We start from the raw sequence: 23,549 nt of genomic DNA on the forward strand, positions 1-23,549 counted from the left end.
GGTCGCACGCCGTCTCCGGTTCACGGACCGGCGCCCCCGCGTCCGGCTCTCAGGCCGACCCGTACCGCCGGTTGCGCCGCGCGTACTCCTCGACCGCTCGCCACAGGTCGCGGCGGTCGACGTCGGGCCACAGCACGTCGGAGAAGACGAACTCGGCGTACGCGCTCTGCCAGGTCATGAAGTTCGAGAGCCGCTGCTCGCCCGAGGTGCGCCAGACGAGGTCGGCGTCGGCGAGCTCGGGCACGTACAGGTAGCGCGCGAGGGTCTTCTCGGTCACCCGGTCCGGGTCGACCCGGCCGGCGGCGACGTCCTGGGCGAGGGCGCGGGCCGCGTCGCCGAGCTCGGCGCGTCCGCCGTAGTTCACGCACATCGTGAGCGTCATCCGGGTGTTGGCTGCGGTCAGCTCCTCGGCGACCTGGAGCTCCTTGACGACCGAGCGCCAGAGCCGCGGACGTCGCCCGGCCCAGCGCACCCGGACCCCGAGCTCGTGCATCTCGTCGCGGCGCCTGCGGATGACGTCACGGTTGAAGCCCATCAGGAACCGCACCTCGTCGGGGCTGCGTGACCAGTTCTCGGTGGAGAACGCGTACGCGCTGATCGCCTTGACCCCCACCTCGATCGCGCCCTCCACGACGTCGAAGAGCGCGTGCTCGCCGCGCTCGTGGCCGGCGGTGCGGGGCAGACCGCGTTCCTTGGCCCACCGGCCGTTGCCGTCCATGACGACGGCGACGTGGTGCGGGACGAGGTCGGCGGGCAGCCTCGGGGCGGTGGCCCCGGACGGGTGCGGGTGGGGTTCGCGGACGGGACGTGGCACGGGCGCAACCTAGCCGCGGTCGAGGTGGGCCAGGGAGGTGAGGCCGCGTTCGAGGTGCCAGGAGACGTACGCGGCGACGAGGCCGGACGCCTCACGGCGATGGCGCGCGTCGGCACCCGCGGCGGTGTCCCAGTCGCCGGTGAGCAGCGCGCCGAGGAGGCGTACGGTCTCCGGCTGCGGGTGCGCGGCCCCGGGCACCCGGCAGCCGGTGCACAGGATCCCGCCGGCCATCGCTGAGAACGCGCGGTGGTCGCCGAGCTCGCCGCACCGTGCGCAGGCCTCGAAGCTGGGCGCGAAGCCGGCGGTCGCCAGCGCGCGCAGCAGGTAGGAGTCGAGCACCTCGGTGGCCGTACGCTCCCCGCCGGTCAGGGCACGGAGGGCGCCGACGAGCAGCTGGTGCTGTGCCGTGGCGGGCTCGCCCTCCTCGGGCACGACGCGGCCCGCGGTCTCGAGCATCACCGTGCCGGCGGTGTACCGCTCGTAGTCACCGCCGAGGCGCAGGGCGAACGGGGTCAGGGTGACCGCCTGGGTGACCACGTCCAGCGTGCGGCCCTCGGCGAGCTGCAGGTCGACGTGGCTGAAGGGCTCGAGACGCGCACCGAACTTCGAGGTGGTGCGCCGGATGCCGCGGGCCACGGCGCGGACACGACCGCTGCGTCGCGTGAGCAGGGTGAGGATCCGGTCGGCCTCACCCAGCTTGTGCGTACGCAGGACGACGGCCTCGTCGCGGTAGAGGGGCACGGTCTCAGCCTGCCCGGTCGACGGTGAGCGGCAGGTCCACGGTCGCGGTCGTGCCGTGTCCGGGGGTGCTCTCGAGACTGATGCGTCCGCCGTGCCGCTCGACGATGGTGCGGGTGATGGGCAGGCCCAGCCCGACGCCCTGGATGGACTGGTCGGCCAGCGACGGCGACCGGAAGAAGCGCGAGAAGGCCTGCTCGAGCTCCTCGGGGCTCATGCCGCGGCCGCGGTCGACGACGACGAGCCGGGCGTGACCCTCGTGGCGACGGACGGAGACGTCGACGACGCGGGAGCTGTCGGCGTACTTCACGGCGTTGGAGACCAGGTTGGCGACGACCTGGGACAGGCGCAGCCCGTCACCGACCAGCGGCGGCACCTCCTCCAGGTCGCAGCGCACCTCGATGTCGTGCTCCCGCGCATACGACTCGAGCTCGGCGACGGTCTCGGCGACGAGCCGGTCGAGCCGCAGGGTCTGCATGGCGAGCTCGATGCTGCTGTCGCCGTGGCTGGCCGAGTCGAGCAGGTCGGCGACGAGTCCGAGCAGTCGGTGGGCGTTGCGCTCGGCGACGTCGAGGTGGCTGCGGACCTGCGCCGGCACCTCGGGTGCGTCCTGGGCGAGGTCGAGGTACCCCAGGATCGAGGTCAGCGGGGTGCGCAGCTCGTGGGAGACCATCGCGATGAAGTCGTCCTTCGCGTGCAGCGCACGCAGCGCCTCGGTGATGTCGTGGTACGCCAGCACCGTCGCCTGGCGTACGCCCGCTTCGTCGTGGACGGCGCGCGCGGACACCGCGACGGCCCGTTGCTGCACCGAGCCCCGCGGGCCGATGCAGATGACCTCGCCGCTGAACTCCTCCCCCGCCGCGGCACGCACCGAGGGCCGTGCGGCGGGCGGCAGCCAGGTGGTGCGGTCCGCGGCGTAGACGTGACCGGGCAGCGGCCCGTCCTCGTCGTCGCGACCGTCGGGGTAGGCGAGGCGGATGAACTCCTCATGGCGACGGTTGATCAGCTCGTAGCGTCCCCCGGCGTCCATGAGCACCAGCCCGACGTCGACGGTCTGGATCAGCGTCTCGACCACCGATCGCTGGCGGTCCAGCCGGGCGCGGTCCTCGTCCCAGGCGCGGGTGGCCACCGCGACGAACAGCGCCAGCAGCAGGCCCACGGCAGCGAGACCTGCAGCACCGGCCACGTCCGAGCGTCCCGCGATGAGGGAGGGCCCGAGGTAGAGCAGCAGTACACCCCCGGCCGCGGCGTGCACCCCGGCACGGTGTCGCAGCCGACCGAGGTAGACGAGGGTGAGGAGCACCAGGGCCCCTGCGACCAGATCGGGTACGGCGGCCAGCAGCAGCCCGAAGACCAGGAGGTTGCCGAGGGCCGCGACGAAGGCGAGGGTCTGGGCGCGGGGTCCCCGGGTGCTTCGCGTCGCCGCCGCCATCAGCACGGTGTCGATCGCCGCGACCACCCCGGCCGCGAGCGCGAGCGCCCCGGGCTCCTCCCCCGTGACCGCCCGCGCGAGCACCTCGGCCCCGAGCACGGCCATGATCAGCAGGTGGACCAGCAGCTCGGGGCCCTGCCCGATCGTGCTGGACCGCCTCTGCAGGGCGGTCGGGAGCCGATCGTGGTCGGACCTGTCGTGCATGTCGCTCAGGACAGGACCAGGTGCGGTCGCTGCTCCGCTTCGGTCCAGCAGTCGCGGACGAACTCGACCGCGGCCTCGTCGAGTCGCTCGGGCGAGAAGCGCCACTCGAGGATGCCCTTCGCCGGGACGAACCTGGCGCGGGGCATCTCCTCGGCGAGAAGGGCCGCGTCGGCGTACGGGTGGATCGGGTCGCGGCGGTGCCCGACGACGAGCGCCGGCACCTGCATGGCGCGCCGCCGCGCGCTGGGGGGTGCGACGCGACCGAAGAAGAGCCCGTGCACCGCGGCGGCCATCGGGGCGGGCCGCTGGTTGAGGGTGTCGAGGACGATGCCGGCCCAGAACGGCACCAGGCCCCGGGGCACCGAGCGGGAGGCCCGCCGCAGCGCGCTGACCGGGACCGGCGCGAGCCGGCCGACGAACATCAGGGGCGCGAAGGCGACGATGGCCGCTTCGAGGCCGTTGTCGAGCACCGGCATCTCGGCGATGATGCCGCGGACGCGCTCGGGCGCGGCGTCGGCGACCTCGAGCGAGACGTTGGCGCCCAGCGACGTGCCGCCGACGACCGCCTGCTCGACGCCGAGGTGGTCCAGCAGCGCGATGACCTGCTCCCCGAACGCCGTCATCGAGTAGAGCGTCGGGTCGGCGGGTCGGTCGGACCGCCCGTGGCCGAGCAGGTCCAGCGCCACGACGTGGTGCCCGGCGGCCGCCAGCACGCGGGCGAGCGGCTGGCACATGCGCCGCGGCATGAGCTGGCCGTGCAACAGCACCACCCAACGGTCCCCGCCGCCGTACTCGGTGAACTCGAGGCGGTCGCCGTCACAGAAGAACTGACCGACGCGCTCGGACACCAGACTCATGATCCTCAGGGTAGGGGAATCGCGGCGCCTCACCGGGAGGCTTAGGACGAAGGGACGAGTGGGGCAGGGCCGAGGAGACGGACAAGAGGGGACCAAAGACCTCACCTGACCCGTAGTGCATCCACCCGACCCTCAGGCGCGCCAGGATGTGCCCATGGCCACCACCGCACCCCGTGCGCTCGCGCCTCTCGGCGCGCCGCGGGTGCGGCGGTCCCACCGCGTGGGGAGGCTCGGCAATCCCGTCGGGTACGTCGACCCCGGCGCCGACGACCTGCGGCCCAGCAGCCACCTGTGGCTCCTGGGCTGGCTGCTCGCAGCCTCCCTCGGAGCGGTGGTGATCAGCCCGCCGGAGTCCTCGCTGGCGATCTGGTGGCCCGCCACATTCGTCGGGGTGGGCCTGCTGCTGCAGGCACCGCGCCGCCAGTGGGTGGTGCTGGTGCCCGTGGTGGCCGGCACCATCACGCTCGGCCAGGTGCTCGCCGAACGCCAGGTCGACCTGAGCATCGGCATGGGGCTCCTCACCGCGCTCGAGAGCCTGGTGATCGCACTCGTGCTGCGAGGGCTGCCCGGCAGCGCCCTGCTCACCTCGGTCAGTGCGGTGGGACGGCTGCTGCTCGCCGACCTGGCCGGCGCCGTCGTCTTCGCTGCCGGCCTGGCCCCGCTCATGGTGTTCCTGCCGGAGGCGGACTACCTCGAGCTCGTCGGTCAGACCACGCTGAGCCACGTCACCGCGGCGCTGTGCCTCGGGCCGCTGTTCCTCACCCCGGCCGGCGCCTGGCGCCGCTCCCGCGAGCAGTACGCCCAGTGGGCGGTCCTGGTGGCGGTCGAGCTCTGGGTCTTCGGCACCGCGAGCGGCGCGGGTGTCGCCGTCGCGCTCCTGCCGGTGCTGCTGTGGGGGGCCGTCCGTCAGAGCCCGCGGGCCACCGCCATCCAGTCGACCGTCGTCGCCGTGGTGGCGGTGCTGGCCTTCAGCGTGGGACGTGGCCCGTTCACCGTCGGGGTCGGCGGGACCTACCCCGACTGGACCGCTGCGACCATCGCCCTGCAGCTCTACCTCAGCGCGCTGGCCCTCACCGCGCTGGTGGTGGCCACCGCCAGTGCTCAGCAGCGTGACGCGGCCGAGGCCGCCCGACGCGAGGCCGACTTCACCCGCACCGTGCTGCGGTCGACCGACGCCCTCACGGCCGTCGTGGCCGCCGACGGCACGGTGCTGCTCGTCAACGACGCCGTGACCCGGGCGACGGGATTCAGCGCCGCGCACCTGGAGGGGCGTCCGATCTGGGAGACGCTCACCCCTCCGGAGAACCGAGCGCTCGCCCAGCAGGCCTTCGCCGAGGGCCTTCGCCTCGCCGAGGCAGACCTCAGCGGTGAACGGGAGCTGGCGACGACCTCGGGCAAGGTGCGCCGCGTACGCCTCACGGCCTCGGCGTTCGACACCGGCCCCGGCGAGCCCGGGTCGGTGGTCCTCACGGGCATCGACGTCACCGACGAGCGCCACACCGGCGACCTCCTCGCCCGGATGCTGGAGGCCGGTTCCAGCACGGCGACGATCGGGCTCGACCCCGACGGCACGATCACCGTCTTCAGCCGCGGCGCCGTCGACCTGCTCGGTCTCGAGGCCGACGACGCTCTCGGGGCCGCCTTCACCACCCTCATCGCCCGTGGCACCTGCGACGGCTCGGTCGTCATCGACCCGGCGGCGTCCCCGGCCGCCGAGACCGCGCGCATCCTCGACGTGCTCGGCACCGGGCCCGAGCGTCCCGCGCACGACTGGTGGTGGGAGTGCGCGGACGGCGAGCGCGTCGCCGTCAGCCAGACCCTCGACGAGGTGACCGACGGCGCCGGCCGTCGTACGGGCTACCTCGTCGTCGCCCGCGACGTCACCGAACGGCGGCGCTCGCAGGAGATCCTGCTCGCCGCCCTGCAGCGCGAACGGCAGGCCGTCGACCGGCTGCGGTCGCTGGATCGGGCGAAGAACGAGTTCGTCACCACCGTGAGCCACGAGCTGCGTACGCCCATCTCGAGCATCGTCGGCTACGCCGAGGTCGTCCGCGAAGAGGTCACCGACGACGCCACCCGGTGCCTGCTCGACGCCATCGCCCGCAACGGCTACCGGTTGCGCGATCTCGCCAACGACCTGGTGACCCTCTCGGACCTCGAGCAGGGCGGTGCCACCGACACCGGCCCCGTCGACCTGCGCACCCAGCTGCAGGGGGTGCTCGCCGATCTCTCACCCACCGCCCACACGCGCTGCCAGTCGTTGGTCTTCCAGGACCTGCTCGACGAGACCACGCCCTGCCGGGTGCAGGGCGACCGCGAGCACGTGCGCCGTGCCCTGGGCAACGTGGTCGACAACGCCCTGAAGTTCTCCCCCGACGGCGCCGAGGTGACCGTGTGCCTCGAGCCGCACGAGGACGGCATCCGGGTCAGGGTCAGCGACCAGGGCATGGGCATCCCCGCCGACGAGGTGGAGCACGTCTTCCAGCGCTTCTACCGGGCGCGCAACGCCAACGAGCACGCCATCCAGGGGCCGGGGCTCGGCCTGTCGTTGGCCGAGACGATCCTGCGACTGCACGGCGGCGAGCTGGTGCTGCGCTCCACCGAGGGCGCCGGCACCCAGGTCGACGTCGTCTTCCCGCAGCAACGTCAGCTGCGGCCCGGCCCGCTCAGGAGCGGTTGACCGCCGAGAGGATCGCCTTGAGCGACGCCGTCACGATGTTGGCGTCGATGCCGACGCCCCACAGCACCCTGTCGCCGACGGCGCACTCGACGTACGCTGCGGCCACCGCGTCACCTCCGGCGCTCATCGCGTGCTCGGTGTAGTCCAGCACCCGCACCTCCCCGCGACGCAGCCAGTCGGCGTCGCCCGCCTCCTGACGCTCGGTGACGAGCTCGTTGACCGCGTCGACGAAGGCGGCCACCGGGCCGTTGCCGGTGCCGGTCATCGTGCGGGTCTCACCGTCGACGACCATGTCGACCTCGAGGTGGTCGGCGCTGTCGGCGGTCGAGGTGGAGCGGACGGCCGTGACCTCCAGCGGGGCGGTGCGGTCGAGGTACTCCCCCCGGAAGTGCTCCCAGATCTGCGCGGGCGTGATCTCGAGGCCGGAGTCGTCGGTGACCTGCTGGACCGCACGGGAGAACTCGATCTGCAGCCGGCGCGGCAGGTCCAGCTTGTGCTCGGACTTCAGGATGTAGGCCACCCCGCCCTTGCCGGACTGGCTGTTGACGCGGATGACGGCCTCGTACGTGCGTCCGACGTCCTTCGGGTCGATCGGCAGGTACGGCGCCTTCCACGGGTGCTCCGAGACCGGGTGACCGACGGCGGCGGCCTCGACCTCGAGGGCCTCCAGGCCCTTCTTGATCGCGTCCTGGTGGGAGCCGGAGAAGGCGGTGTAGACGAGGTCGCCGGCGTACGGGTGACGCGGGTGCACCGGCAGCTGGGTGCAGTACTCGACCGTGCGGCGGATCTCGTCGATGTCGGAGAAGTCGATCTGCGGGTCCACGCCCTGGCTGAACAGGTTCATGCCCAGCGTCACCAGGCACACGTTGCCCGTGCGCTCGCCGTGGCCGAACAGGCAGCCCTCGACGCGGTCCGCCCCGGCCATGAGGGCCAGCTCGGTGGCGCCGACGGCCGTGCCACGGTCGTTGTGGGGGTGCAGGCTGATCGCCGAGTGCTCGCGACGGGTCAGTCCGCGGCTGAAGAACTCGATCTGGTCGGCGTACACGTTCGGCGTGCTCATCTCGACCGTCGCCGGCAGGTTCAGGATGATCTCCCGGCCCGCCTCGGGCTGCCACACGTCGCTGACGGCCTCGCAGACGTCGAGGGCGAACTCCAGCTCGGTGTCGGTGAAGATCTCCGGGCTGTACTGGTAGCCGAACTGCCCGGCGGAGACCTGGTCGCCGAGCAGCTGCTCGGCGTACTTCACGACCAGCTCGGTGCCGCGGACGCCGATCGCGCGGCACTCGTCGCGGTCGACGCCGAACACGACGCTGCGGAACAGTGGCGCGGTCGCGTTGTAGAGGTGCACGGTCGCGCGGTCGGTGCCGACCAGGCTCTGCACCGTGCGCTCGATGAGGTCCTCGCGCGCCTGCGTCAGCACGGAGATGCGTACGTCGTCGGGGATCCGGTCACCCTCGATGAGCTGCCGCACGAAGTCGAAGTCGGTCTGGCTCGCGCTGGGGAAGCCGACTTCGATCTCCTTGTAGCCCATGCGGATCAGCAGGTCGAACATCGCCATCTTGCGCGCCGGCGTCATCGGGTCGATCAGCGCCTGGTTGCCGTCGCGCAGGTCGGTCGAGAGCCACCGGGGGGCCTTGGTGATGCGGCCGTCGGGCCAGGTGCGGTCAGGCAGGTCGACGGGGTCGAACGGCGCGTAGCGGCCGAAGGGCATGCCGCTGGGGGCCTGGGTGGAGATGTAGTCGCTCATGGGTTCCTCGCTGGTGCTGGTCGTGACGGGGACGTGCCCCGGATGGGCTGACCGGGCATCACGCGACTCCGCAGCGAGGGAGCCGGTCGGTCAGGCCCCGCTGCGGCAGCGAAGGAGGAGGCTGCGCATCTTCATGAGGACACTCACCCTACGCGGATGACGCGTACGCCGGAAGTCAGGCCTCCCGACCCGGCCGGTGCTGAGGGCTAGATTCGCCGCATGTCCTACGACGTGGGGTGCTGGATCGGAAGCGCTCCCGTCGACGCCGACGCCGCCGAGGAGATCTGGGACGACCTGGCGCGGCGCTCGGACGCTCCCCCGCAGGCGCTGCTGGATTTCGTGACGGCCGTGCGCGCCGAGGCGCCCGATGACCCGGCCGCCTTCGACGTCGAGCCCCCACCGCCCTGGGCCATGAGCGGAACCCTGGAGCCCGAGGGATGGGTCGTCGAGATCGTCATGACGTTCGACGGCGTCGAACGTGGTGAGGCCGTGATCCGGCGTGCGGCTGCCGCACATGGCGTCACGGTGTGGGATCCGCAGGTGGAGGAGTGCTGGGAGTCGGCGGGTGCACCAAAGCGGGCCTTCTCGCCGGCGACGATCTCGCGTCTCGCCGTCTGGGTCGGAACCCGACCGGAGTCGCTGACCGATGCGATGACGCAGCTGGCACGCCGCCAGCGATCTTTCGATCCGGCGTGGATGGCCGATACGCGACCGCTGAACAATGCGGTGAGGGCGCTCGAGGACGCCGGCCTCGTGCGCGACATCGACTCGCTCGACCCTCACCTGGCCGTGCTTCGGCTGCGTGAGACCGACGCGGTGCGGCTGCGCACGCTCCTCGACGAGCACGGCGCGGTCGGGGTGGACCCGGACGGGCATCGTCTGCTGTGACGCGCGGGCCCGACAAGGCAGGCTCGTCCGCATGACCACGCTCCTGATCGCCCACCACTCCCCGACCGCGCACGTCGCCGCGCTCCGCGACGCCCTGCACGCGGGCGCGACCGACGACGCGATCGAGGGCGTCGAGGTGGACGTACGCTCCGTCGCGGACGTGCAGGCCGAGCACCTGATCGACGCCGACGGCGTGCTGCTGCTCACGCCCGCGAACTTCGGCTACATGGCCGGGATGGTCAAGGACATGTTCGACCGGACCTTCCTCGACATCGGCGGCGCGCTCTCCGACGACGGCAGTGGCGAGGGGTCGGCGGGTGGCGGCGGGAAGAAGCCGTACGGCCTTTGCGTCCACGGCCGCTACGACACCACCGGCGCGGAGCAGTCGGTCCAGACCATCGTCGGCGCCCTGCCCTGGACGCAGGCCGCGGAGGTGCTGAGCGTGATCGGCGACGTCGACGACGCCGCGACCGAGCGGGCGTACGAGCTCGGCGGCACCCTGGCGGCACTGCTGATGCCGTGAACGCACGTCGTTGCTGACCGTCGGTCTGTGTGACCGCGGCTACGATGACCGTCCCTGATGCGACGAATGCCACGAGTGCGAGGTTGCGCGTGACCCGAGTCCGACTGACCGTTGCGTCGCTCGCGCTGCTCCTGCCCCTCGCAGCGTGCGGCGGCTCCGAGGACGACCCCGTCGAGACCCCGCCGTCCGCCTCGGCGGCCGGGCAGTCGTCCCCGCCCACCTCAGACGCTGCCGACGGGTCGGGCGGGGCGATCGAGCAGTCCGACGCCCCAGCGCTGGCCGACGCGCCGCAGCTCGGCGCCTGCCGCGACCTCACCCCCGAGGACGTCGCCCAGCCGGCCGACGACACCGACCCCGTCGCGTGCGCCGAGAAGCACACCGCGCAGACCTTCGTCGTGGGGAGCTTCCCCGAGCGCGTCACCCGCGGTACCGCGTGGGACTCCCCGGCGCTCGGCGCCTACATCTACGACGAGTGCACCCGGCGCTTCGCCGCCTTCGTCGGCGGCGACGAGTCGATCAGGCTGCGCTCGCTGGTCTCGTGGGCCTGGTTCCGGCCGACCGAGGAACAGTGGGCCGACGGCGCCCGCTGGTTCCGCTGCGACATCGTCGGCGGCACCCCGGCCGCGGCGTCGTACGCACCCCTGCCGCGGGACGCGAAGGGGCTCTTCGCCCGCGGGCCGGTCGAGCAGTGGATGCAGTGCGTGGACGGCCCCACGATCACCTCGGCACCCGCGACCCCGTGCACCGAGAAGCACACCTGGCGCGCGATCCGCTTCGTGAAGGTGACGAACGGGCCCAAGGAGAAGTACCCCGGCGACAAGATCGTCGCCTCGCGGGCCCGCGACGGCTGCTCGGACCAGGTGGCGGACTATCTCGACTACCAGCCGGAGTACGAGTTCGCCTACTCCTGGTTCCACGAGGCCGAGTGGAAGGCCGGCAACCGCGTCGCCGTCTGCTGGGCCCGCTCCAGCGCCTGAGTCGTACGCTCACCGGGTGCTCTCCTCGCTCCGGCTCGTGCGCGCGATGGCCGTCGCGGCCATGGCCGTGCTGGTGATGGCGGTGATGGCCGTTCTCGTCCCGGGCACGCCCTCGGTGGCCGTGGAGACCCCGTCACCGGTGCCCTCGACGGCGTCGCCCGAAGCGACGGAGACGGCGGAGGCGGCGGTGTCGCCCGAGACGGGTGACTGCTGGGCCTACGGGTTCCGCGCGGCCGTCGCCGCGACCGGCACCGTGCCGGTGCAGCGGCCCGTGCCGTGCGGAAGCGACCACACCGCGACCACGCTGGCCGTCGGCGGGCTCGCTGCGTACGCCGACGGCCACCTCCTCGCCCTCGACGCCCCGGCGGTGCAGGCCGACGCGGCGCGGTCGTGCGAGGCGACGTTCGACGACCGCGTCGGCGGCACCGAACGCACCCGGTCACTGACCCTGCTGCGACCGGTCTGGGTGCTTCCGAGCTTCGAGGCGTACCTGGAGGGCGCGTCCTGGTTCCGCTGCGACGTCGTTCTGCTCGGCCGCGAGGGACGACTCGCTCCGCTGCCCGGCGGGATCCGCGGCGCGCTGGACGGCGCGGCCGTCCCGCCGCGTCGCGTGGGTCGCTGCTCGACGGGCGTGCCTGGCGCGGAACGCTCGCGCGAGGTCGTCTGCAGCAGGGCGCACCGCTGGCGTGCGGTCGCGGCAGTGCCGGTCGCGCCGGCAGGGGCCAGGGGTGAGCAGGCGTCGTACCCGGGACGCGGCGCCGTCGCCGCCACGACCCGCACGGCGTGCGAGCGCGTCGCGCAGCGAGAGCAGGGCACGGTGCGATTCCGCTACAGCGCACAGTTTCCGTCGCGGGGCGAGTGGAACGACGGGCGTCGTCTGGGCACGTGCTGGCTGCCCTCCCGCTAAGGGGTTACTTCCCCCGAGAGGTCACTTCCCGCGAGAGGTCACTTCCCGCGAAGCGCGTTCCTGCCCGGATAGCCGACCGGCGTGCCGGGCACAGGTGGGTCATGGATCTGGATGGAGCACGTGTGCTGGTGGCCGGCGCGACCGGTGAGCTGGGTGGGGCGCTGACGACGGCGCTGCTCGAGAAGAACGCGAAGGTGGTGCCTGGCGGGCGGGACGCCGACCGGCTCACGGACGTCGCCGAGCGGTGCGGTACCGAGGGCGTACGCTTCGACGCCGTCGACGTCGACTCCTGCCGCGCTGCGGTCGACCAGGCCGCCGACCAGCTGGGCGGCCTCGACGCGATCGTCGTGACCGTCGGCAACGCAGGCTTCGGCCCCGCGCTCGACACCGAAGCGGCGGTGACCGAGGAGCTCTTCGCGGTCAACGTGCTCGCACCTATCTCGCTCGTACGCGCCGCCGCGCCGCACCTTGCGGAGAAGGGCACGGTCGCGGTTTTCTCCGCGATCCTCGCCGACATGCCGACTGCAGGCATGGCCGACTACTCGGCGGCGAAGTCGGCCCTCTCGGTCTGGCTCCAGGTGCTGCGTCGGGAGAACCGCAAGAAGCTGCGGGTGCTCGACATCCGGCCGCCGCACCTCGATACCGGGCTGGAGCAGCGCGCGATGGGGGCCGAGCCGCCGAAGATGCCCGACCCGATGCCTGCTGGGAAGGTTGTCGAGCAGGTCGTCGAGGCTCTCGCCGGGGATGCCACCGAGATCAAGATGGACAGCGGGGAGCTCACCACCTCCTGACACCGCGAGAGGTCAGTTCTCGCGAGACGTCGGTTCTCGCGAGAGGTCGACTCTCGCGAGGCTCTTGGGCGATCGACGCCGCCGGGCGGGGTGGCATGGGTCGTACGCATCGGACATGTCAGCGTCAGTCCCGCGAGAACTGACCTCTCGCCGAAAGTGACCTCTCGCGGGAACTGACCCCTCGCCGAAAGGGACCCCTCGCGGGAAGTGACCCCTCGGGGGAGGCGCGAGGGTCAGAAGCCCAGGCGGCGCAGCTGCTTGGGGTCGCGCTGCCAGTCCTTGGCGACCTTGACGCGCAGGTCGAGGTGCACCGGGGTGCCCAGCAGCGCCGTGATCTGCTGCCTGGCCTCGGACCCCACTTCCTTCAGTCGCGACCCGCCCTTGCCGATCACGATGCCCTTCTGGGAGTCGCGCTCGACGAAGAGGTGGGCGTAGACGTCGAGCAGCGGCTTGTCCTCGGGGCGGCCCTCGCGCAGCGTCATCTCCTCGACGACGACGGCGATCGAGTGCGGCAGCTCGTCGCGTACGCCCTCCAGCGCCGCCTCGCGGACGAGCTCGGCGACCAGCTGCTCCTCGGGGGCGTCGGTGAGGTCGCCGTCGGGGTAGAGCGGAGGCCCCTCGGGGAGCATGCCGAGCAGCAGGTCCGAGAGCAGCGCCACCTGCTCACCCTCCAGTGCCGAGACGGGCACGATCTCGGCCCACTCGGTGCCGGTCTCCTCACCGAGCGCCTGCACGGCCAGCAACTGCTCGCCGATCTGGTCCGGTGTGGCTGCATCGGTCTTCGTCACCACGGCCACGCGCGGGCCGCGGCGCACCTTCGCGAGCTCGGAGACCAGGAACCTGTCGCCCGGCCCGATCTTCTCGTCGGCGGGGAAGCACACCGCGACGACGTCGACCTCGGACCACGTGGAGTGGACGAGGTCGTTGAGCCGTTCGCCGAGCAGCGTGCGCGGGCGGTGCAGGCCGGGGGTGTCGACCAGCACCAGCTGCCCGTCGGGTCGGTGCACGATGCCGCGTACGACCGTGCGGGTCGTCTGCGGCTTGGAGGAGGTGATCGCGACCTTGGTGCCGACCAGCGCGTTGGTCAGGGTCGATTTGCCGACGTTCGGGCGCCCGACGAAGCAGGCGAAGCCCGACCGGTGTCCTTCGTACGACGGCATCTCCGGCGGTGGTGCAGCAGGTCCGCGGGGTCCGGGTGTCATCGCGTGTCCTTGTCGTCGCGGGCCTCGTCGCGAGCCTCGTCGTACTCGGCCCAGATCTCCTCGTCGGACTTGCCGAGCGCCTTGCCCCGCGCGTAGATGGGGCCGGGGTCGACGGCGCGACGCTGCCGCCCGCGGGTGGCGGACCAGTAGCCCATGACATCGAGCCGGTCGCCGCTCCAGCCGAGCTCGCGCCGCGCGTGCGTACGGATGCGCCGCATCTGCGCGGACTCCCCCGCCATCCAGAAGTAGCCGGGCCCCTCGGGCCAGGTCAGGCCGGCGACGAGGTCAGCGAGTCCCGACTGCTCGACGTCGGGTGGAGACGACCAGAGCGCCTGCATCGTGCCGGGCAGGTAGTCGGGCAGGGCGTCAGCGGGCTCGGGTGACTCGACGTACGCGGTCACCGGCACCGTGGGCGCGAGGTTCGCGAGGGTCTCCCCGATGCGTGCCATGGCCGGGAGACCGGTGAGGTCGCCGGCGAGCACGACCCATCCGGCGTCCTCCGGCAGGGCGAAGGAGCCCTTGGCCGAGGAGATGCCGACCTCGTCGCCGACGCAGTCCCCTGCCGCCCAGTCGGTGACCAGGCCGTGCTCGTGCACGACCACGTCGAGCACCATGGTCGAGGTCGCGGGGTCGAAGGTCCGCACCGTGTAGTAGCGGGTCTGGAACTGACCCGGCACGGTCAGCGCGACCCACTCGTCCGGGACACCGGTGGTGGTGAAGCCGCCCAGCTCGCCGATGACGAGACGGACGAGGTGGGCGGAGAGCTGCTCGCGCTGCACCACGCGCCCGGCATGCTGGCCCGGCCTGACGCTCATCGGGCGCTCACGTGGTCACCGTGGCGCGCAGGTCGCCCGTCGCCGTCACCGCGTGCACGGGACAGCCGTCACCTGCGAGGTCGCGGGTCACGGCGACGTCGGCGTCACCCGGGCCGCCGTCGCCGTCGTCGAGCACGACGACGGCTTCCAGGCCGCGGGCCCCGCTGGCCACGGCCATCGCCACCGCGACCTGGGCGGCCGTCGCGGAGAACGACGGCAGCTCCACGGTCGCGGAGGCGTACGTGCGTCCGTCGAGGTCGCGCACGGCGGCACCCTGGGCGGCACGCGTACGCGCCCGGGCGGACCGGGCCAGCGTCACGAGCTTGGCGTCCTCGGGGTCCTCGAGACGACCGGCATCCGTGGAGGGTGCAGGCTGCCCTGCCGACTGCGGTGCGGGATCTGCCATGCGGCTCAGCGTAGGACCCCGCGCGACTCGCTCTCCTCGACGGGCACTGCGTCCCCGCCGGCCCTGTGCACCCGGGCGGTCCCGTCGACCGCGCCTGCCACCTCGGGGTCGGGAAGCACCGTGATCAGCACGGTGGCGACCTGGTTGCGGCGTCCACCGGTGGACTCGACCTCGAACCGGAGCCCGTGCGCCTCGACGACCGAGCCCGCGATCGGCACCTTGCCGAGGTGCTTGGCCATGAGACCACCGACGGTCTCCACGTCCTCCTCCTCGACCTCGACGCCCACAGCGTCGAGCAGGTCGTCGACGGGCAGGCGCGAGGTGACGCGGTGCCGACCGTCGTCGAGGTGCTCGAGCACGGGCTGCGCGGCGTCGTACTCGTCGGTGATCTCGCCGACGATCTCCTCGAGGATGTCCTCGATGGTGACGAGTCCGGCGGTGCCGCCGTACTCGTCGACGACGACCGCGAGGTGCGTACGCTCCGCCTGCATCTCCCGCAGCAGCGCGTCCACGGGCTTGGAGTCCGGCACCCAGGTCACGGGCCGCATCACCGAGTCGACCTTCTCGGTGGACTCGGCGTCGCGGTTGTCGAAGACACGCTTGGTGACGTCCTTGAGGTAGGCGACGCCGACGACGGAGTCGAGGTTGTCGCCGATGACGGGGATGCGGGAGAAGCCCGAGCGCAGACCGAGGCTCATGGCCTGGCGTAGCGTCTTGTGGCGCTCGATGAAGACCACGTCGGGACGCGGGACCATGACCTCGCGCACCAGGGTGTCGCCGAGCTCGAAGACCGAGTGGATCATCTGCCGCTCACCGGACTCGATGAGCTGGCTGGCCTCGGCGGCGTCGACGAGCTCACGCAGCTGCGCCTCGGAGGAGAAGGGGCCCTCCTCGATGCCCTTGCCCGGGGCCAGCACGTTGCCGAGCTTGATGAGCAGCGAGGCGAGCGGGCCGAGCAGGCTGGTCAGGAGCGAGACCGGACCGGCGGCGAGGAGACCGACGCGCTCGCTGGACTGGCGGCCGAACGTGCGGGGCGCGACCGCGACCACGACGTAGGACAGCACCGCCATGAGCAGCGCCGTCGCGATCAGACCGATCGGTCCGGCGCCGACGCGTACGGCCGCGATGGTCGCGGTGACGATGCCGCCGACCTCGGTCGCCATGCGCAGCAGCAGCACGGTGTTGAGGTGGCGCGGCAGGTCGTCCAGCACCGCGACGAGGCGCTTGGCGCCCGCGCGACCCTCGTCGGCGAGGTCCTCGGCCTGGCTTCGCGAGAGCGCGCTGAACGCGGCGTCCGTGGTGGTGAAGGCGCCGGCTGCCACGACGAGCACGGCGGTCGCGACGATCAGCAGCAGCTCGGCGGTCATGAGCTGCCGCCCTGGGTCGAGGCCGTGGTCGAGGTGGTCGTGGCAGGGAACGCCTCGGGTCCGGCGAGCGGGTCGAAGCCCTCAGGAGTGGTGCCTCCTGCACACCACGCCTCGAGCAGCTGGGCCTGGAGCCCGAACATGACGCGGTGCTCCTCGGGTTCGGCGTGGTCGTGCCCGAGGAGGTGCAGGATGCCGTGGGTGACGAGCAGCTCGACCTCACGGGCGGTCGTGTACGCGGCGTCGCCCTGGGCGCGGACGGTCTCGGCCTGCTGCGCCGCGACGGCCGGGCAGACGACCAGGTCGCCGAGCACGCCCTCCTCCGGCGACTCACCGGGAGCGGCGGGCCGCAGCTCGTCCATCGGGAACGCGAGCACGTCGGTGGGGCCCTCCTTGCCCATCCACTGCTCGTTCAGGGCGGCGATGACGTCGGGCTCGACCAGACGGACGGCCAGCTCGGCCTCGGGGTGCACACGCATAACGTGCATGACGTACGCGGCCAGGCGTGCGACATCGTCGGGCGACGGAGCACGATCGGCCGGGTCGGCCAGGACACCCGGGTCAGCAGACCCGGGTTCGTCGCCCTCCGGACTGGACTCGTCGAGGACCTCGATGTTCATGAGCGCCTCGGACCGCCGCTGATCGACTCCGGCGCCGTCGCGCGCTCGGCCTGCTCCTCGCGGCGCAGCCGGGCCGCTTCGCGGCGGGCGTCGTACTCGTCGTACTTCGCGACGATCTTGCCGACGAGCCGGTGGCGGACGACGTCGGCGGCGGTGAGCTTGTGGAAGCTGACGTCCTCCAGGCCGTCGAGGATGTCCTCGACCACCTTCAGGCCCGACTTGGTGCCGCTGGGCAGGTCGACCTGGGAGGTGTCGCCGGTGACGACGATCTTGGAGCCGAAGCCGAGGCGGGTGAGGAACATCTTCATCTGCTCGGGCGAGGTGTTCTGGGCCTCGTCGAGGATGATGAAGGCGTCGTTGAGGGAACGTCCGCGCATGTACGCCAGCGGGGCGACCTCGATGGTGCCGCTGGCCAGCAGCTTCGGCACCGTCTCGGGGTCGAGCATGTCGTGCAGCGCGTCGTACAGCGGCCGCAGGTAGGGGTCGATCTTCTCCGTCAGCGTGCCCGGCAGGTATCCCAGCCGCTCGCCCGCCTCGACGGCGGGCCGGGTGAGGATGATGCGGTTGACCGCCTTGGCCTGCAGCGCCTGCACGGCCTTCGCCATCGCCAGGTAGGTCTTGCCGGTGCCCGCGGGGCCGACGCCGAAGACGATCGTGTGCTTGTCGATGGCCTCGACGTACGTCTTCTGGTTCAGCGTCTTGGGCCGGATCGTGCGGCCGCGGTTGGAGAGGATGTTGAGGCTCAGGACGTCGGCGGGTCGCTCCTGGGTCTCGGTGCGCATCAGCTCCACCGCCCGCTCGACGGTCTCGGTGGTGAGGCCCTGCCCCGTGCGGAGGATGGTAACGAGTTCGTCGACCAGCCGCTCGACGCTGGCGGCCTCACCGGGTTCGCCGCGCACGGTGAACTCGTTGCCGCGCACGTGCACGTCGGCGTCGAAGGCCTGCTCGATCAGCGACAGGTGCTCGTCACGCGGCCCGAGCAGGGACACCATGTTGATGCTGTTCGGGACGGTGAAGGAGTGTCGCGGGGAGTCTGCGTGTCGGTTCGCTGCGCTCATGGATGCCCCGAGGGGGCTGCCTCCTGTGTGGGTGAGCAGGACTGGGCCGTTCTGGCTCTCATGGTACGTAACGCGCGCGCAGGGCCGCTTCTTCCGTCTCGTGGTGCCGCGTACGCGATGCCCCTCACCCCGGCGGCCAGCTCATCGGGCGTCCGCCGAGCACGTGCAGGTGCACGTGGAAGACGCTCTGCCCGATGCCCGCGCCGGTGTTGAAGACGAGCCGGTAACCGCGCTCGTCGAGGTCGTCGGTCAGGCCCTCGTCGGCGGCGACCTGGTGGGCCGTACGCACGAGGTCGGCGAGCACATCCGGGTCCTCGGCCGCCAGGGCTGCCGCGTTCTCGTGGTGCTCGCGCGGGATGACCAGCACGTGTGTGGGGGCCTGGGCGTTGATGTCGCGGAACGCTACGCACGCGTCGGTCTCGGCCACGACGTCCGCGGGGACGTCGCCGGCGACGATCGTGCAGAACAGGCAGTCGGTGTCGCTCATGTCCCCCAGCCTGCCCATCCGCTCGCCGAGAAGTCGAGCGGCGGTGTCAACCGCAGCGGCCGGCAACGCGTGGTGGTCACGGAGAGCGGGAGGAGATCGCAGTGTCGTACGCGCCGGCAGTGAGCGCTCCGTCGTGGAGCAGGACCGCCGGTAGCGTGCGCCTCCGTGGAGGCAACGGCGTCGTGATGAACGCCGACGAGGCGATCACCGACCTCTATTCCGCGCACCACACCGAGATGGTGCGTCTCGCGGTGCTCCTGGTGCGCGACCAGCTGCTCGCGGAGGACGTCGTGCAGGACGCGTTCATCACCCTGCACCGCAGGTGGGACCGCCTGGACGATCCCGCGGGCGCCGTCGGCTACCTGCACCGCAGCGTGGTGAACGGATGTCGCTCGGCGCAGCGTCGTCGGGTGGTCGCGACGCGGTGGATCCAGCGACAGGACCCCCGCGAGTCGCTGGCTCCGGGGGCCGACGACGCCGTGCTCGCGTCCGAGAGGCGCGACCGTGTCCTCGATGCGCTCGCCGACCTGCCGCGTCGGCAGCGCGAGGTGCTGACGTTGCGGTACTACCGCGACATGTCGGAGGAGGAGATCGCCTCCGTCCTCGAGATCTCGCGCGGGTCGGTGAAGACCCACGCCTCACGGGGAGCCGCGGCGCTGCGTGCCAGGCTGGGAGGAGAGTCATGAGCCCTCACGAGCAGGACGATCCCGTGGACCCGGCGTTGCGCGCCCTCCTGCACGGTGCGGTCGACGACGTACGTCCGAGGTCCGACCTCGAGCAGGTCCTCGGGGCGGGACGCGAGTCCCGCCGCGCCTCGAGACGTGTCGGCCGCCCGGTCGCAGCCGCGCTGGCCGCCGCCGCGGCGGCTGCGGTGGTGGTGGGCGGCGCCGCCCTGGTGGAGGATCTCTTCCCTGACGGCGTCGCCCCGCCGGTCGCCTCCGCCGGGCCCGACACACCGGTTCCGTCCGCCGGCGGCTCCCCCTCAGCAGCTCCCACGCCCGGCGACACGGATCTCGGGGTGCCGGGCGCGGACCCGTTCGCACCCCAGTCCGTTGCGGGGAGGGACCGGTGGGTCGTGCCGGTCTACCGGCTGCTCGCTGTCGGGCCCGCGGGTACGACCGGCGACCCCGTCACGACCTCGTTGCGCGCGGAACTCCTCTCGGTGACCAGCGACGGCAGCGACCAGGACCTGCTTCGCGGCGCGTACGCGGCCGAGATCGACAGTTCGGGGACGGATCTCGGCTTCCCCGCGTTCGAGCAGGTCGAGCTGACCAGCGTGGACGGCTCGGAGACCGGGACGTCGGCTCCCACGCTGGTCTCGGTCCGGGTGGGCGACCTCGCTCTTGAGTCCCGCGACGTGACGGGTGCCGAGGACGCCGCGCTGCAGCAGCTGGCCTGGACGGCGCGCTCGGTCCTTCAGGAGCCCGTACGCCTGAGCGTGGAAGGTCCGGACGGGGCCGTGCGCGAGGTGGCCCCGGAGGCAGACTCCCTCGACGCCGTGCAGATCGCCAGCCCGGCCGACGGCGAACGATTCGTGGCCGGCGAGGTCGTGAGGGTCTCCGGTGTCGTGGACAACCGCGTGCAGGGTCTGACGTACGACCTGATGGAAGGGTGCGGGGTCGACTGCGCCGGCGAGCCACGCACCTTCGGCAGCGGTGAGGTCGCCCTCCGTCCGCTGACCGGCGATCCTGACCGGCGTTACTTCGAGGTGGACGTGCCGGTCCCGGACATCGACGGTCGGCTGCAGATCGGCCTCACCGCCGACCAGAGGGCGCTCGGCCGGGGGCTCGCCGGCTACAGCGTGTCGATCGAGGTGGCCGGGTCGCGCGGCTGAGCGCGTGCCCGTCCCAGGACGCGGCGGCGGTTGCTCGCCACTCGTCAGTGCCACCTCGTCGCGGCCAGCACCGCCGCACACGCCACGACCCCGGCGGTCGACGTACGCAGCACCTCGTCGCCCAGCCGCACCGACGTCGCACCCGCGTCGACCAGCGCCTCGATCTCCTCGGGCGACACCCCACCTTCGGGGCCGACGACGAGCAGCACGTCCGTCGGTGCGTCGACGGCGGCGAGGGCGCCCGTCAGACGCTCGTCGGCCCCCTCGTGCAGCACGAGGGCCAGTCCCCCGCCGGTGACCGCCTGGCGAACGCGATCCACGAGCTCGGTCGTCCGCTCCAGCTCCGCCACCACCGGCACCCGCGACCGCCGCGACTGCTTCACGGCCTCCCGCGCCGTCGTCCGCCACTTGGCCACACCCTTGGTGGCGCGCTCGCCCTTCCACACCGCCACGCAGCGCGATGCCGCCCACGGCACGACGACGTCGACGCCGACCTCGGTGAGCATCTCGACCGCCAGCTCGCCGCGGTCACCCTTGGGCACGGCCTGCACGACCGTCAGCCGCGGCACCGGGGCCGGCTCGTCGACGACCGAGGCGAGGCGTACGCCCATGACCGTCTTCGAGGCCGACACGACCTCGCCGACGCCGCGACGACCACACCCGTCGACCAGCTCGACGGATTCGCCGACCGTCGTACGCCGCACCACCACGGCGTGCCGGGCCTCCGCGCCGGTCACCTCGACGACCGTCCCCTGCGCCTGATGCGGCGCCGGGAGCCCCGGCTGCTCGGGGACGAGGAAGACCGGCAGGCTCACTTGAAGGCGTCGCGCAGCCGGTCGAAGACCGACCGGTGCGGCTGCGCCAGCTCGCCGTCGGGCGACTCCTCGTCACGGAGCGCTGCCAGCTCGCGCAGCAGCTCCTCCTGCCTCGCGTCGAGCCGCGTCGGGGTGTCGACGACGATGCGGACGATCAGGTCGCCGCGCGCGGAGGACCGCAGCCCCGGCACCCCGCGGCCGCGGAGCCGCTGCTCGGTGCCCGACTGGGTCCCGGCGCGCACCTCGACCTCGACCTGGGTCTCGAGGTCGGTCGCGGCCTCGTCGCCGTCGGCGACGACGTCGGCCTCCAGGAGCGGCAGGGTGATCTTCGTGCCGAGCGCCGCAGCCGTCATCGGCAGCGACACGCTGCAGATCAGGTCGTTGCCCTCGCGGACGTAGCGCTCGTGGGGCTCGACGTCGAGCTCGACGTACAGGTCCCCGGGCGGGCCGCCGCCCGGCCCGACCTCGCCCTGCTCGGCGAGCTGGACCCTCGTGCCGGCGTCGACGCCCGCGGGGATCTGCACCGTCAGCGACCGGCGCGACCGCACCCGTCCGTCGCCGGAGCACTCACGGCACGGCTCGGGGATGATCGAGCCGAAGCCGCGGCACGCCGGGCAGGGACGCATCGTGCGCACCTCGCCGAGGAAGCTGCGCTGCACCTGGGAGACCTCGCCCCGTCCGTGGCAGGTCTGGCACGTCTGCGGGCTCGAGCCCGGCGCCGCACCGTCGCCCTGGCACAGGCCGCACACGACGGCCGTGTCGACCTTCAGCTCCTTCTCCGCCCCGAACGCGGCCTCGGCCAGCGTCACCTGCAGCCGGATGAGCGCGTCCTGGCCACGGCGTACGCGCGGCCGCGGACCCCGCCCGCCGGCCGCACCTCCGCCGGCGCCGCCGAAGAAGGCGTCCATGATGTCGTTGAAGCTGAACCCCTGGCCCTGGGCACCACCGCCGAAGCCGCCCTGGCCGAACGGGTTGCCGCCCGCGTCGTACCGCTGCCGCTTGTCGGGGTCGCTGAGCACCTCGTACGCCGCCGAGACCTCCTTGAAGCGCTCCTGCGTCGCGGGGTCCGGGTTGACGTCGGGGTGCAGTTGGCGGGCCAGCTTGCGGTAGGCCTTCTTGATGTCGTCGGGGCCGGCGTCACGGCTGACGCCGAGCGCTTCGTACAGGTCCTGGGCCACGGGTTCTCTTTCGTCGGATCGTCGTGGTGAGCGTGCGGGGGGAGCAGTCTGCGGTGCTACTGCTCGTCGAGGATGCGGGAGACGTAGCGGGCCACCGCGCGCACGGCGGCCATCGTGCCCGGGTAGTCCATGCGGGTCGGGCCCACGATGCCGAGCGCGGCGAGGGCCTCCGGCCCAGGTCCGTAGCCGGTGGAGACGACCGAGGTCGAGCTGAGCTCCTGCACCGGTCCCTCGTGGCCGATCGTCACGGTCACGGCCGCCGGGCTCGAGGCCTCCCCGAGCAGCTTCAGGAGCACCACGTGCTCCTCGAGCGCCTCGAGCATCGGACGCATGGCGGAGTCGAAGCTCTCCCCGTACGCCGCGAGGTTGGCCGCACCGCCCACCGCGACGCGGTGGTCGGAGCGGTGGTCGCTCATCGCCTCGACCAGGGTGCCGACGATCGTGTCCGCCGCCACCGACAACGTCGGCGGGACGGTCGCGGTGACCCCGGTCAGTGCCGCCGCCGCGTCCGCGATGGTCTCGCCGACGACGGCGCGGTTGACGGCCGTACGCAGGAGCAGCAGGTCCTCCTCGCTGGGCGCCTCACCGATGTCGACCACGCGCTGCTCGACCCGGCCGGTGGAGAGGATCAGCACGACCATCAGCCTGCTGCCGGTCAACGAGATGACCTCGACGTGGCGCACCGTCGAGCGCGAGAGCGTCGGGTACTGCATCACGGCCACGTGCCGGGTGAGCTGGGAGAGCAGCCGGACGCTGCGCTGCACGACGTCGTCGAGGTCCACGGCCCCGTCGAGAAGCGTCGTGATGGCCCGGCGCTCCGGACCCGACAACGGCTTGACGCCGGAGAGCCGGTCGACGAAGAGCCGGTATCCCTTGTCGGTCGGGATGCGACCCGCGGAGGTGTGGGGCTGCTGGATCAGGCCCTCGTCCTCGAGCACGGCCATGTCGTTGCGCACCGTGGCGCTGGAGACGCCGAGCGCGTGACGCTCGACCAGCGCCTTGGAGCCGACGGGCTCGTGGGTGTCGACGTAGTCCTGCACGATCGCGCGGAGCACCGCGAGGCGGCGTTCTTCCGACATCGCACCTCCCGGGTCGCGTGCTGGCACTCATGAATGGCGAGTGCCAGTCTACGCGGGACCACCCGTGCGAGCCGAGCCGAGCGGGGGTCGCGCTCCTCACCCGTGGCCGGCGCGCCGGACTCGACCGTGCCCC

Annotated in this window: 23 protein-coding genes; 8 read left to right on the forward strand and 15 right to left on the reverse strand. The window is 72.4% G+C overall.

The window, feature by feature from the left end; genetic code table 11:
- Positions 1-49 precede the first annotated feature (49 nt).
- From KLP28_03430 to KLP28_03445, 4 genes are read right to left on the reverse strand one after another with little or no spacing between them, the layout of a single operon-like run.
- Positions 50-814: an isoprenyl transferase gene (locus KLP28_03430; protein ID QWC85814.1), complete on the reverse strand. Its 765-nt coding sequence runs from the start codon at positions 812-814 to the stop codon at positions 50-52.
- Between the two features lie 9 nt (positions 815-823).
- Positions 824-1,555 carry a DNA repair protein RecO gene (gene recO, locus KLP28_03435; protein QWC85815.1) on the reverse strand — a complete coding sequence of 244 codons (732 nt, stop codon included), beginning with the start codon at positions 1,553-1,555 and terminating at the stop codon, positions 824-826.
- A gap of 4 nt (positions 1,556-1,559) precedes the next feature.
- On the reverse strand, positions 1,560-3,188 hold the full coding sequence (locus tag KLP28_03440; GenBank protein ID QWC85816.1) for a HAMP domain-containing histidine kinase: 1,629 nt from the start codon (positions 3,186-3,188) through the stop codon (positions 1,560-1,562).
- Positions 3,189-3,193: 5 nt separating this feature from the next.
- Positions 3,194-4,045 carry an alpha/beta hydrolase gene (locus KLP28_03445; protein QWC85817.1) on the reverse strand — a complete coding sequence of 284 codons (852 nt, stop codon included), beginning with the start codon at positions 4,043-4,045 and terminating at the stop codon, positions 3,194-3,196.
- A 154-nt stretch (positions 4,046-4,199) separates the two neighbouring features.
- Here KLP28_03445 and KLP28_03450 point away from each other — a divergent pair, with 154 nt between their 5' ends.
- On the forward strand, positions 4,200-6,725 hold the full coding sequence (locus KLP28_03450) for a PAS domain S-box protein (protein QWC85818.1): 2,526 nt from the start codon (positions 4,200-4,202) through the stop codon (positions 6,723-6,725).
- On the opposite strand, the gene leuA is transcribed toward KLP28_03450, so the two are convergent.
- Entirely contained in the window at positions 6,712-8,436 is a 1,725-nt protein-coding gene (gene leuA, locus KLP28_03455; protein QWC86775.1) for a 2-isopropylmalate synthase, read from the reverse strand. The genes KLP28_03450 and leuA overlap by 14 nt on opposite strands.
- 255 nt (positions 8,437-8,691) lie before the next feature.
- Here leuA and KLP28_03460 point away from each other — a divergent pair, with 255 nt between their 5' ends.
- From KLP28_03460 to KLP28_03480, 5 genes are all read left to right on the forward strand, one after another.
- Positions 8,692-9,360 (forward strand): hypothetical protein, encoded by a 669-nt coding sequence (locus KLP28_03460; protein ID QWC85819.1) that lies wholly within the window; start codon positions 8,692-8,694, stop codon positions 9,358-9,360.
- Between the two features lie 31 nt (positions 9,361-9,391).
- Entirely contained in the window at positions 9,392-9,883 is a 492-nt protein-coding gene (locus KLP28_03465) for a flavodoxin family protein (GenBank protein ID QWC85820.1), read from the forward strand.
- Positions 9,884-9,972: 89 nt separating this feature from the next.
- A complete protein-coding gene (locus KLP28_03470; GenBank protein ID QWC85821.1) occupies positions 9,973-10,860 on the forward strand; it encodes a septum formation family protein in 888 nt (295 codons plus the stop codon).
- A gap of 16 nt (positions 10,861-10,876) precedes the next feature.
- Positions 10,877-11,767, forward strand: coding sequence for a septum formation family protein (locus tag KLP28_03475; GenBank protein ID QWC85822.1), 891 nt, complete (start codon positions 10,877-10,879; stop codon positions 11,765-11,767).
- Between the two features lie 101 nt (positions 11,768-11,868).
- The gene (locus KLP28_03480) at positions 11,869-12,558 is read left to right on the forward strand and encodes an SDR family oxidoreductase (GenBank protein QWC85823.1); all 690 of its coding nucleotides are present in this window, start codon (positions 11,869-11,871) and stop codon (positions 12,556-12,558) included.
- Between the two features lie 233 nt (positions 12,559-12,791).
- Here KLP28_03480 and era read toward each other — a convergent pair whose 3' ends face one another.
- The 7 genes from era to KLP28_03515 all read right to left on the reverse strand — a co-directional run bounded on the left by era (position 12,792) and on the right by KLP28_03515 (position 18,528).
- A complete protein-coding gene (gene era, locus KLP28_03485) occupies positions 12,792-13,718 on the reverse strand; it encodes a GTPase Era (protein QWC86776.1) in 927 nt (308 codons plus the stop codon).
- Positions 13,719-13,756: 38 nt separating this feature from the next.
- Positions 13,757-14,575 carry a siderophore-interacting protein gene (locus KLP28_03490; protein ID QWC85824.1) on the reverse strand — a complete coding sequence of 273 codons (819 nt, stop codon included), beginning with the start codon at positions 14,573-14,575 and terminating at the stop codon, positions 13,757-13,759.
- 7 nt (positions 14,576-14,582) lie between these two features.
- A complete protein-coding gene (locus KLP28_03495) occupies positions 14,583-14,894 on the reverse strand; it encodes a cytidine deaminase (protein ID QWC86777.1) in 312 nt (103 codons plus the stop codon).
- A gap of 92 nt (positions 14,895-14,986) precedes the next feature.
- The gene (locus KLP28_03500; GenBank protein ID QWC85825.1) at positions 14,987-16,348 is read right to left on the reverse strand and encodes a hemolysin family protein; all 1,362 of its coding nucleotides are present in this window, start codon (positions 16,346-16,348) and stop codon (positions 14,987-14,989) included.
- Positions 16,345-16,965, reverse strand: coding sequence for an rRNA maturation RNase YbeY (ybeY, locus tag KLP28_03505; protein ID QWC85826.1), 621 nt, complete (start codon positions 16,963-16,965; stop codon positions 16,345-16,347). The genes KLP28_03500 and ybeY overlap by 4 nt, the downstream gene beginning before the upstream one ends.
- Complete coding sequence (locus tag KLP28_03510) at positions 16,962-18,023, reverse strand: PhoH family protein (GenBank protein ID QWC85827.1); 1,062 nt, start codon at positions 18,021-18,023, stop codon at positions 16,962-16,964. Before KLP28_03510 ends, ybeY begins: the two co-directional genes overlap by 4 nt.
- 124 nt (positions 18,024-18,147) lie before the next feature.
- The gene (locus KLP28_03515; GenBank protein QWC85828.1) at positions 18,148-18,528 is read right to left on the reverse strand and encodes a histidine triad nucleotide-binding protein; all 381 of its coding nucleotides are present in this window, start codon (positions 18,526-18,528) and stop codon (positions 18,148-18,150) included.
- 167 nt (positions 18,529-18,695) lie between these two features.
- Here KLP28_03515 and KLP28_03520 point away from each other — a divergent pair, with 167 nt between their 5' ends.
- Both KLP28_03520 and KLP28_03525 read left to right on the forward strand, forming a co-directional pair.
- Positions 18,696-19,196 (forward strand): SigE family RNA polymerase sigma factor, encoded by a 501-nt coding sequence (locus tag KLP28_03520; GenBank protein ID QWC86778.1) that lies wholly within the window; start codon positions 18,696-18,698, stop codon positions 19,194-19,196.
- Positions 19,193-20,344, forward strand: a complete 1,152-nt coding sequence (locus KLP28_03525; GenBank protein ID QWC85829.1) for a hypothetical protein — start codon at positions 19,193-19,195, stop codon at positions 20,342-20,344. The genes KLP28_03520 and KLP28_03525 overlap by 4 nt, the downstream gene beginning before the upstream one ends.
- 44 nt (positions 20,345-20,388) lie before the next feature.
- Here the strand turns inward: KLP28_03525 and KLP28_03530 are convergent, their stop codons facing one another.
- Genes KLP28_03530 through hrcA form a run of 3 tightly spaced genes read right to left on the reverse strand, consistent with a single transcriptional unit; the run spans position 20,389 to position 23,416 of the window.
- Positions 20,389-21,159: a 16S rRNA (uracil(1498)-N(3))-methyltransferase gene (locus tag KLP28_03530; protein QWC85830.1), complete on the reverse strand. Its 771-nt coding sequence runs from the start codon at positions 21,157-21,159 to the stop codon at positions 20,389-20,391.
- Complete coding sequence (gene dnaJ / locus KLP28_03535) at positions 21,156-22,337, reverse strand: molecular chaperone DnaJ (GenBank protein ID QWC85831.1); 1,182 nt, start codon at positions 22,335-22,337, stop codon at positions 21,156-21,158. The genes KLP28_03530 and dnaJ overlap by 4 nt, the downstream gene beginning before the upstream one ends.
- Before the next feature lie 56 nt (positions 22,338-22,393).
- On the reverse strand, positions 22,394-23,416 hold the full coding sequence (gene hrcA, locus KLP28_03540) for a heat-inducible transcriptional repressor HrcA (protein QWC85832.1): 1,023 nt from the start codon (positions 23,414-23,416) through the stop codon (positions 22,394-22,396).
- Positions 23,417-23,549 lie beyond the last annotated feature (133 nt).

The organism is Nocardioidaceae bacterium (genome assembly GCA_018672315.1).
Taxonomy (GTDB): domain Bacteria; phylum Actinomycetota; class Actinomycetes; order Propionibacteriales; family Nocardioidaceae; genus TYQ2.

Excerpts from the sequence above, each read along its gene's own strand:
- KLP28_03460 (QWC85819.1), top strand. The coding sequence starts at position 8,692 with ATGTCCTACGACGTGGGGTGCTGGATCGGAAGCGCTCCCGTCGACGCC.
- KLP28_03510 (QWC85827.1), bottom strand. The coding sequence starts at position 18,023 with ATGAGCGCAGCGAACCGACACGCAGACTCCCCGCGACACTCCTTCACC.
- KLP28_03490 (QWC85824.1), bottom strand. The coding sequence starts at position 14,575 with ATGAGCGTCAGGCCGGGCCAGCATGCCGGGCGCGTGGTGCAGCGCGAG.
- era (QWC86776.1), bottom strand. The coding sequence starts at position 13,718 with ATGCCGTCGTACGAAGGACACCGGTCGGGCTTCGCCTGCTTCGTCGGG.
- KLP28_03465 (QWC85820.1), top strand. The coding sequence starts at position 9,392 with ATGACCACGCTCCTGATCGCCCACCACTCCCCGACCGCGCACGTCGCC.
- KLP28_03525 (QWC85829.1), top strand. The coding sequence starts at position 19,193 with ATGAGCCCTCACGAGCAGGACGATCCCGTGGACCCGGCGTTGCGCGCC.
- hrcA (QWC85832.1), bottom strand. The coding sequence starts at position 23,416 with ATGTCGGAAGAACGCCGCCTCGCGGTGCTCCGCGCGATCGTGCAGGAC.
- KLP28_03450 (QWC85818.1), top strand. The coding sequence starts at position 4,200 with ATGGCCACCACCGCACCCCGTGCGCTCGCGCCTCTCGGCGCGCCGCGG.
- KLP28_03500 (QWC85825.1), bottom strand. The coding sequence starts at position 16,348 with ATGACCGCCGAGCTGCTGCTGATCGTCGCGACCGCCGTGCTCGTCGTG.
- KLP28_03440 (QWC85816.1), bottom strand. The coding sequence starts at position 3,188 with ATGCACGACAGGTCCGACCACGATCGGCTCCCGACCGCCCTGCAGAGG.
- KLP28_03515 (QWC85828.1), bottom strand. The coding sequence starts at position 18,528 with ATGGGCAGGCTGGGGGACATGAGCGACACCGACTGCCTGTTCTGCACG.
- KLP28_03480 (QWC85823.1), top strand. The coding sequence starts at position 11,869 with ATGGATCTGGATGGAGCACGTGTGCTGGTGGCCGGCGCGACCGGTGAG.
- leuA (QWC86775.1), bottom strand. The coding sequence starts at position 8,436 with ATGCCCTTCGGCCGCTACGCGCCGTTCGACCCCGTCGACCTGCCTGAC.
- KLP28_03445 (QWC85817.1), bottom strand. The coding sequence starts at position 4,045 with ATGAGTCTGGTGTCCGAGCGCGTCGGTCAGTTCTTCTGTGACGGCGAC.
- KLP28_03520 (QWC86778.1), top strand. The coding sequence starts at position 18,696 with ATGAACGCCGACGAGGCGATCACCGACCTCTATTCCGCGCACCACACC.
- ybeY (QWC85826.1), bottom strand. The coding sequence starts at position 16,965 with ATGAACATCGAGGTCCTCGACGAGTCCAGTCCGGAGGGCGACGAACCC.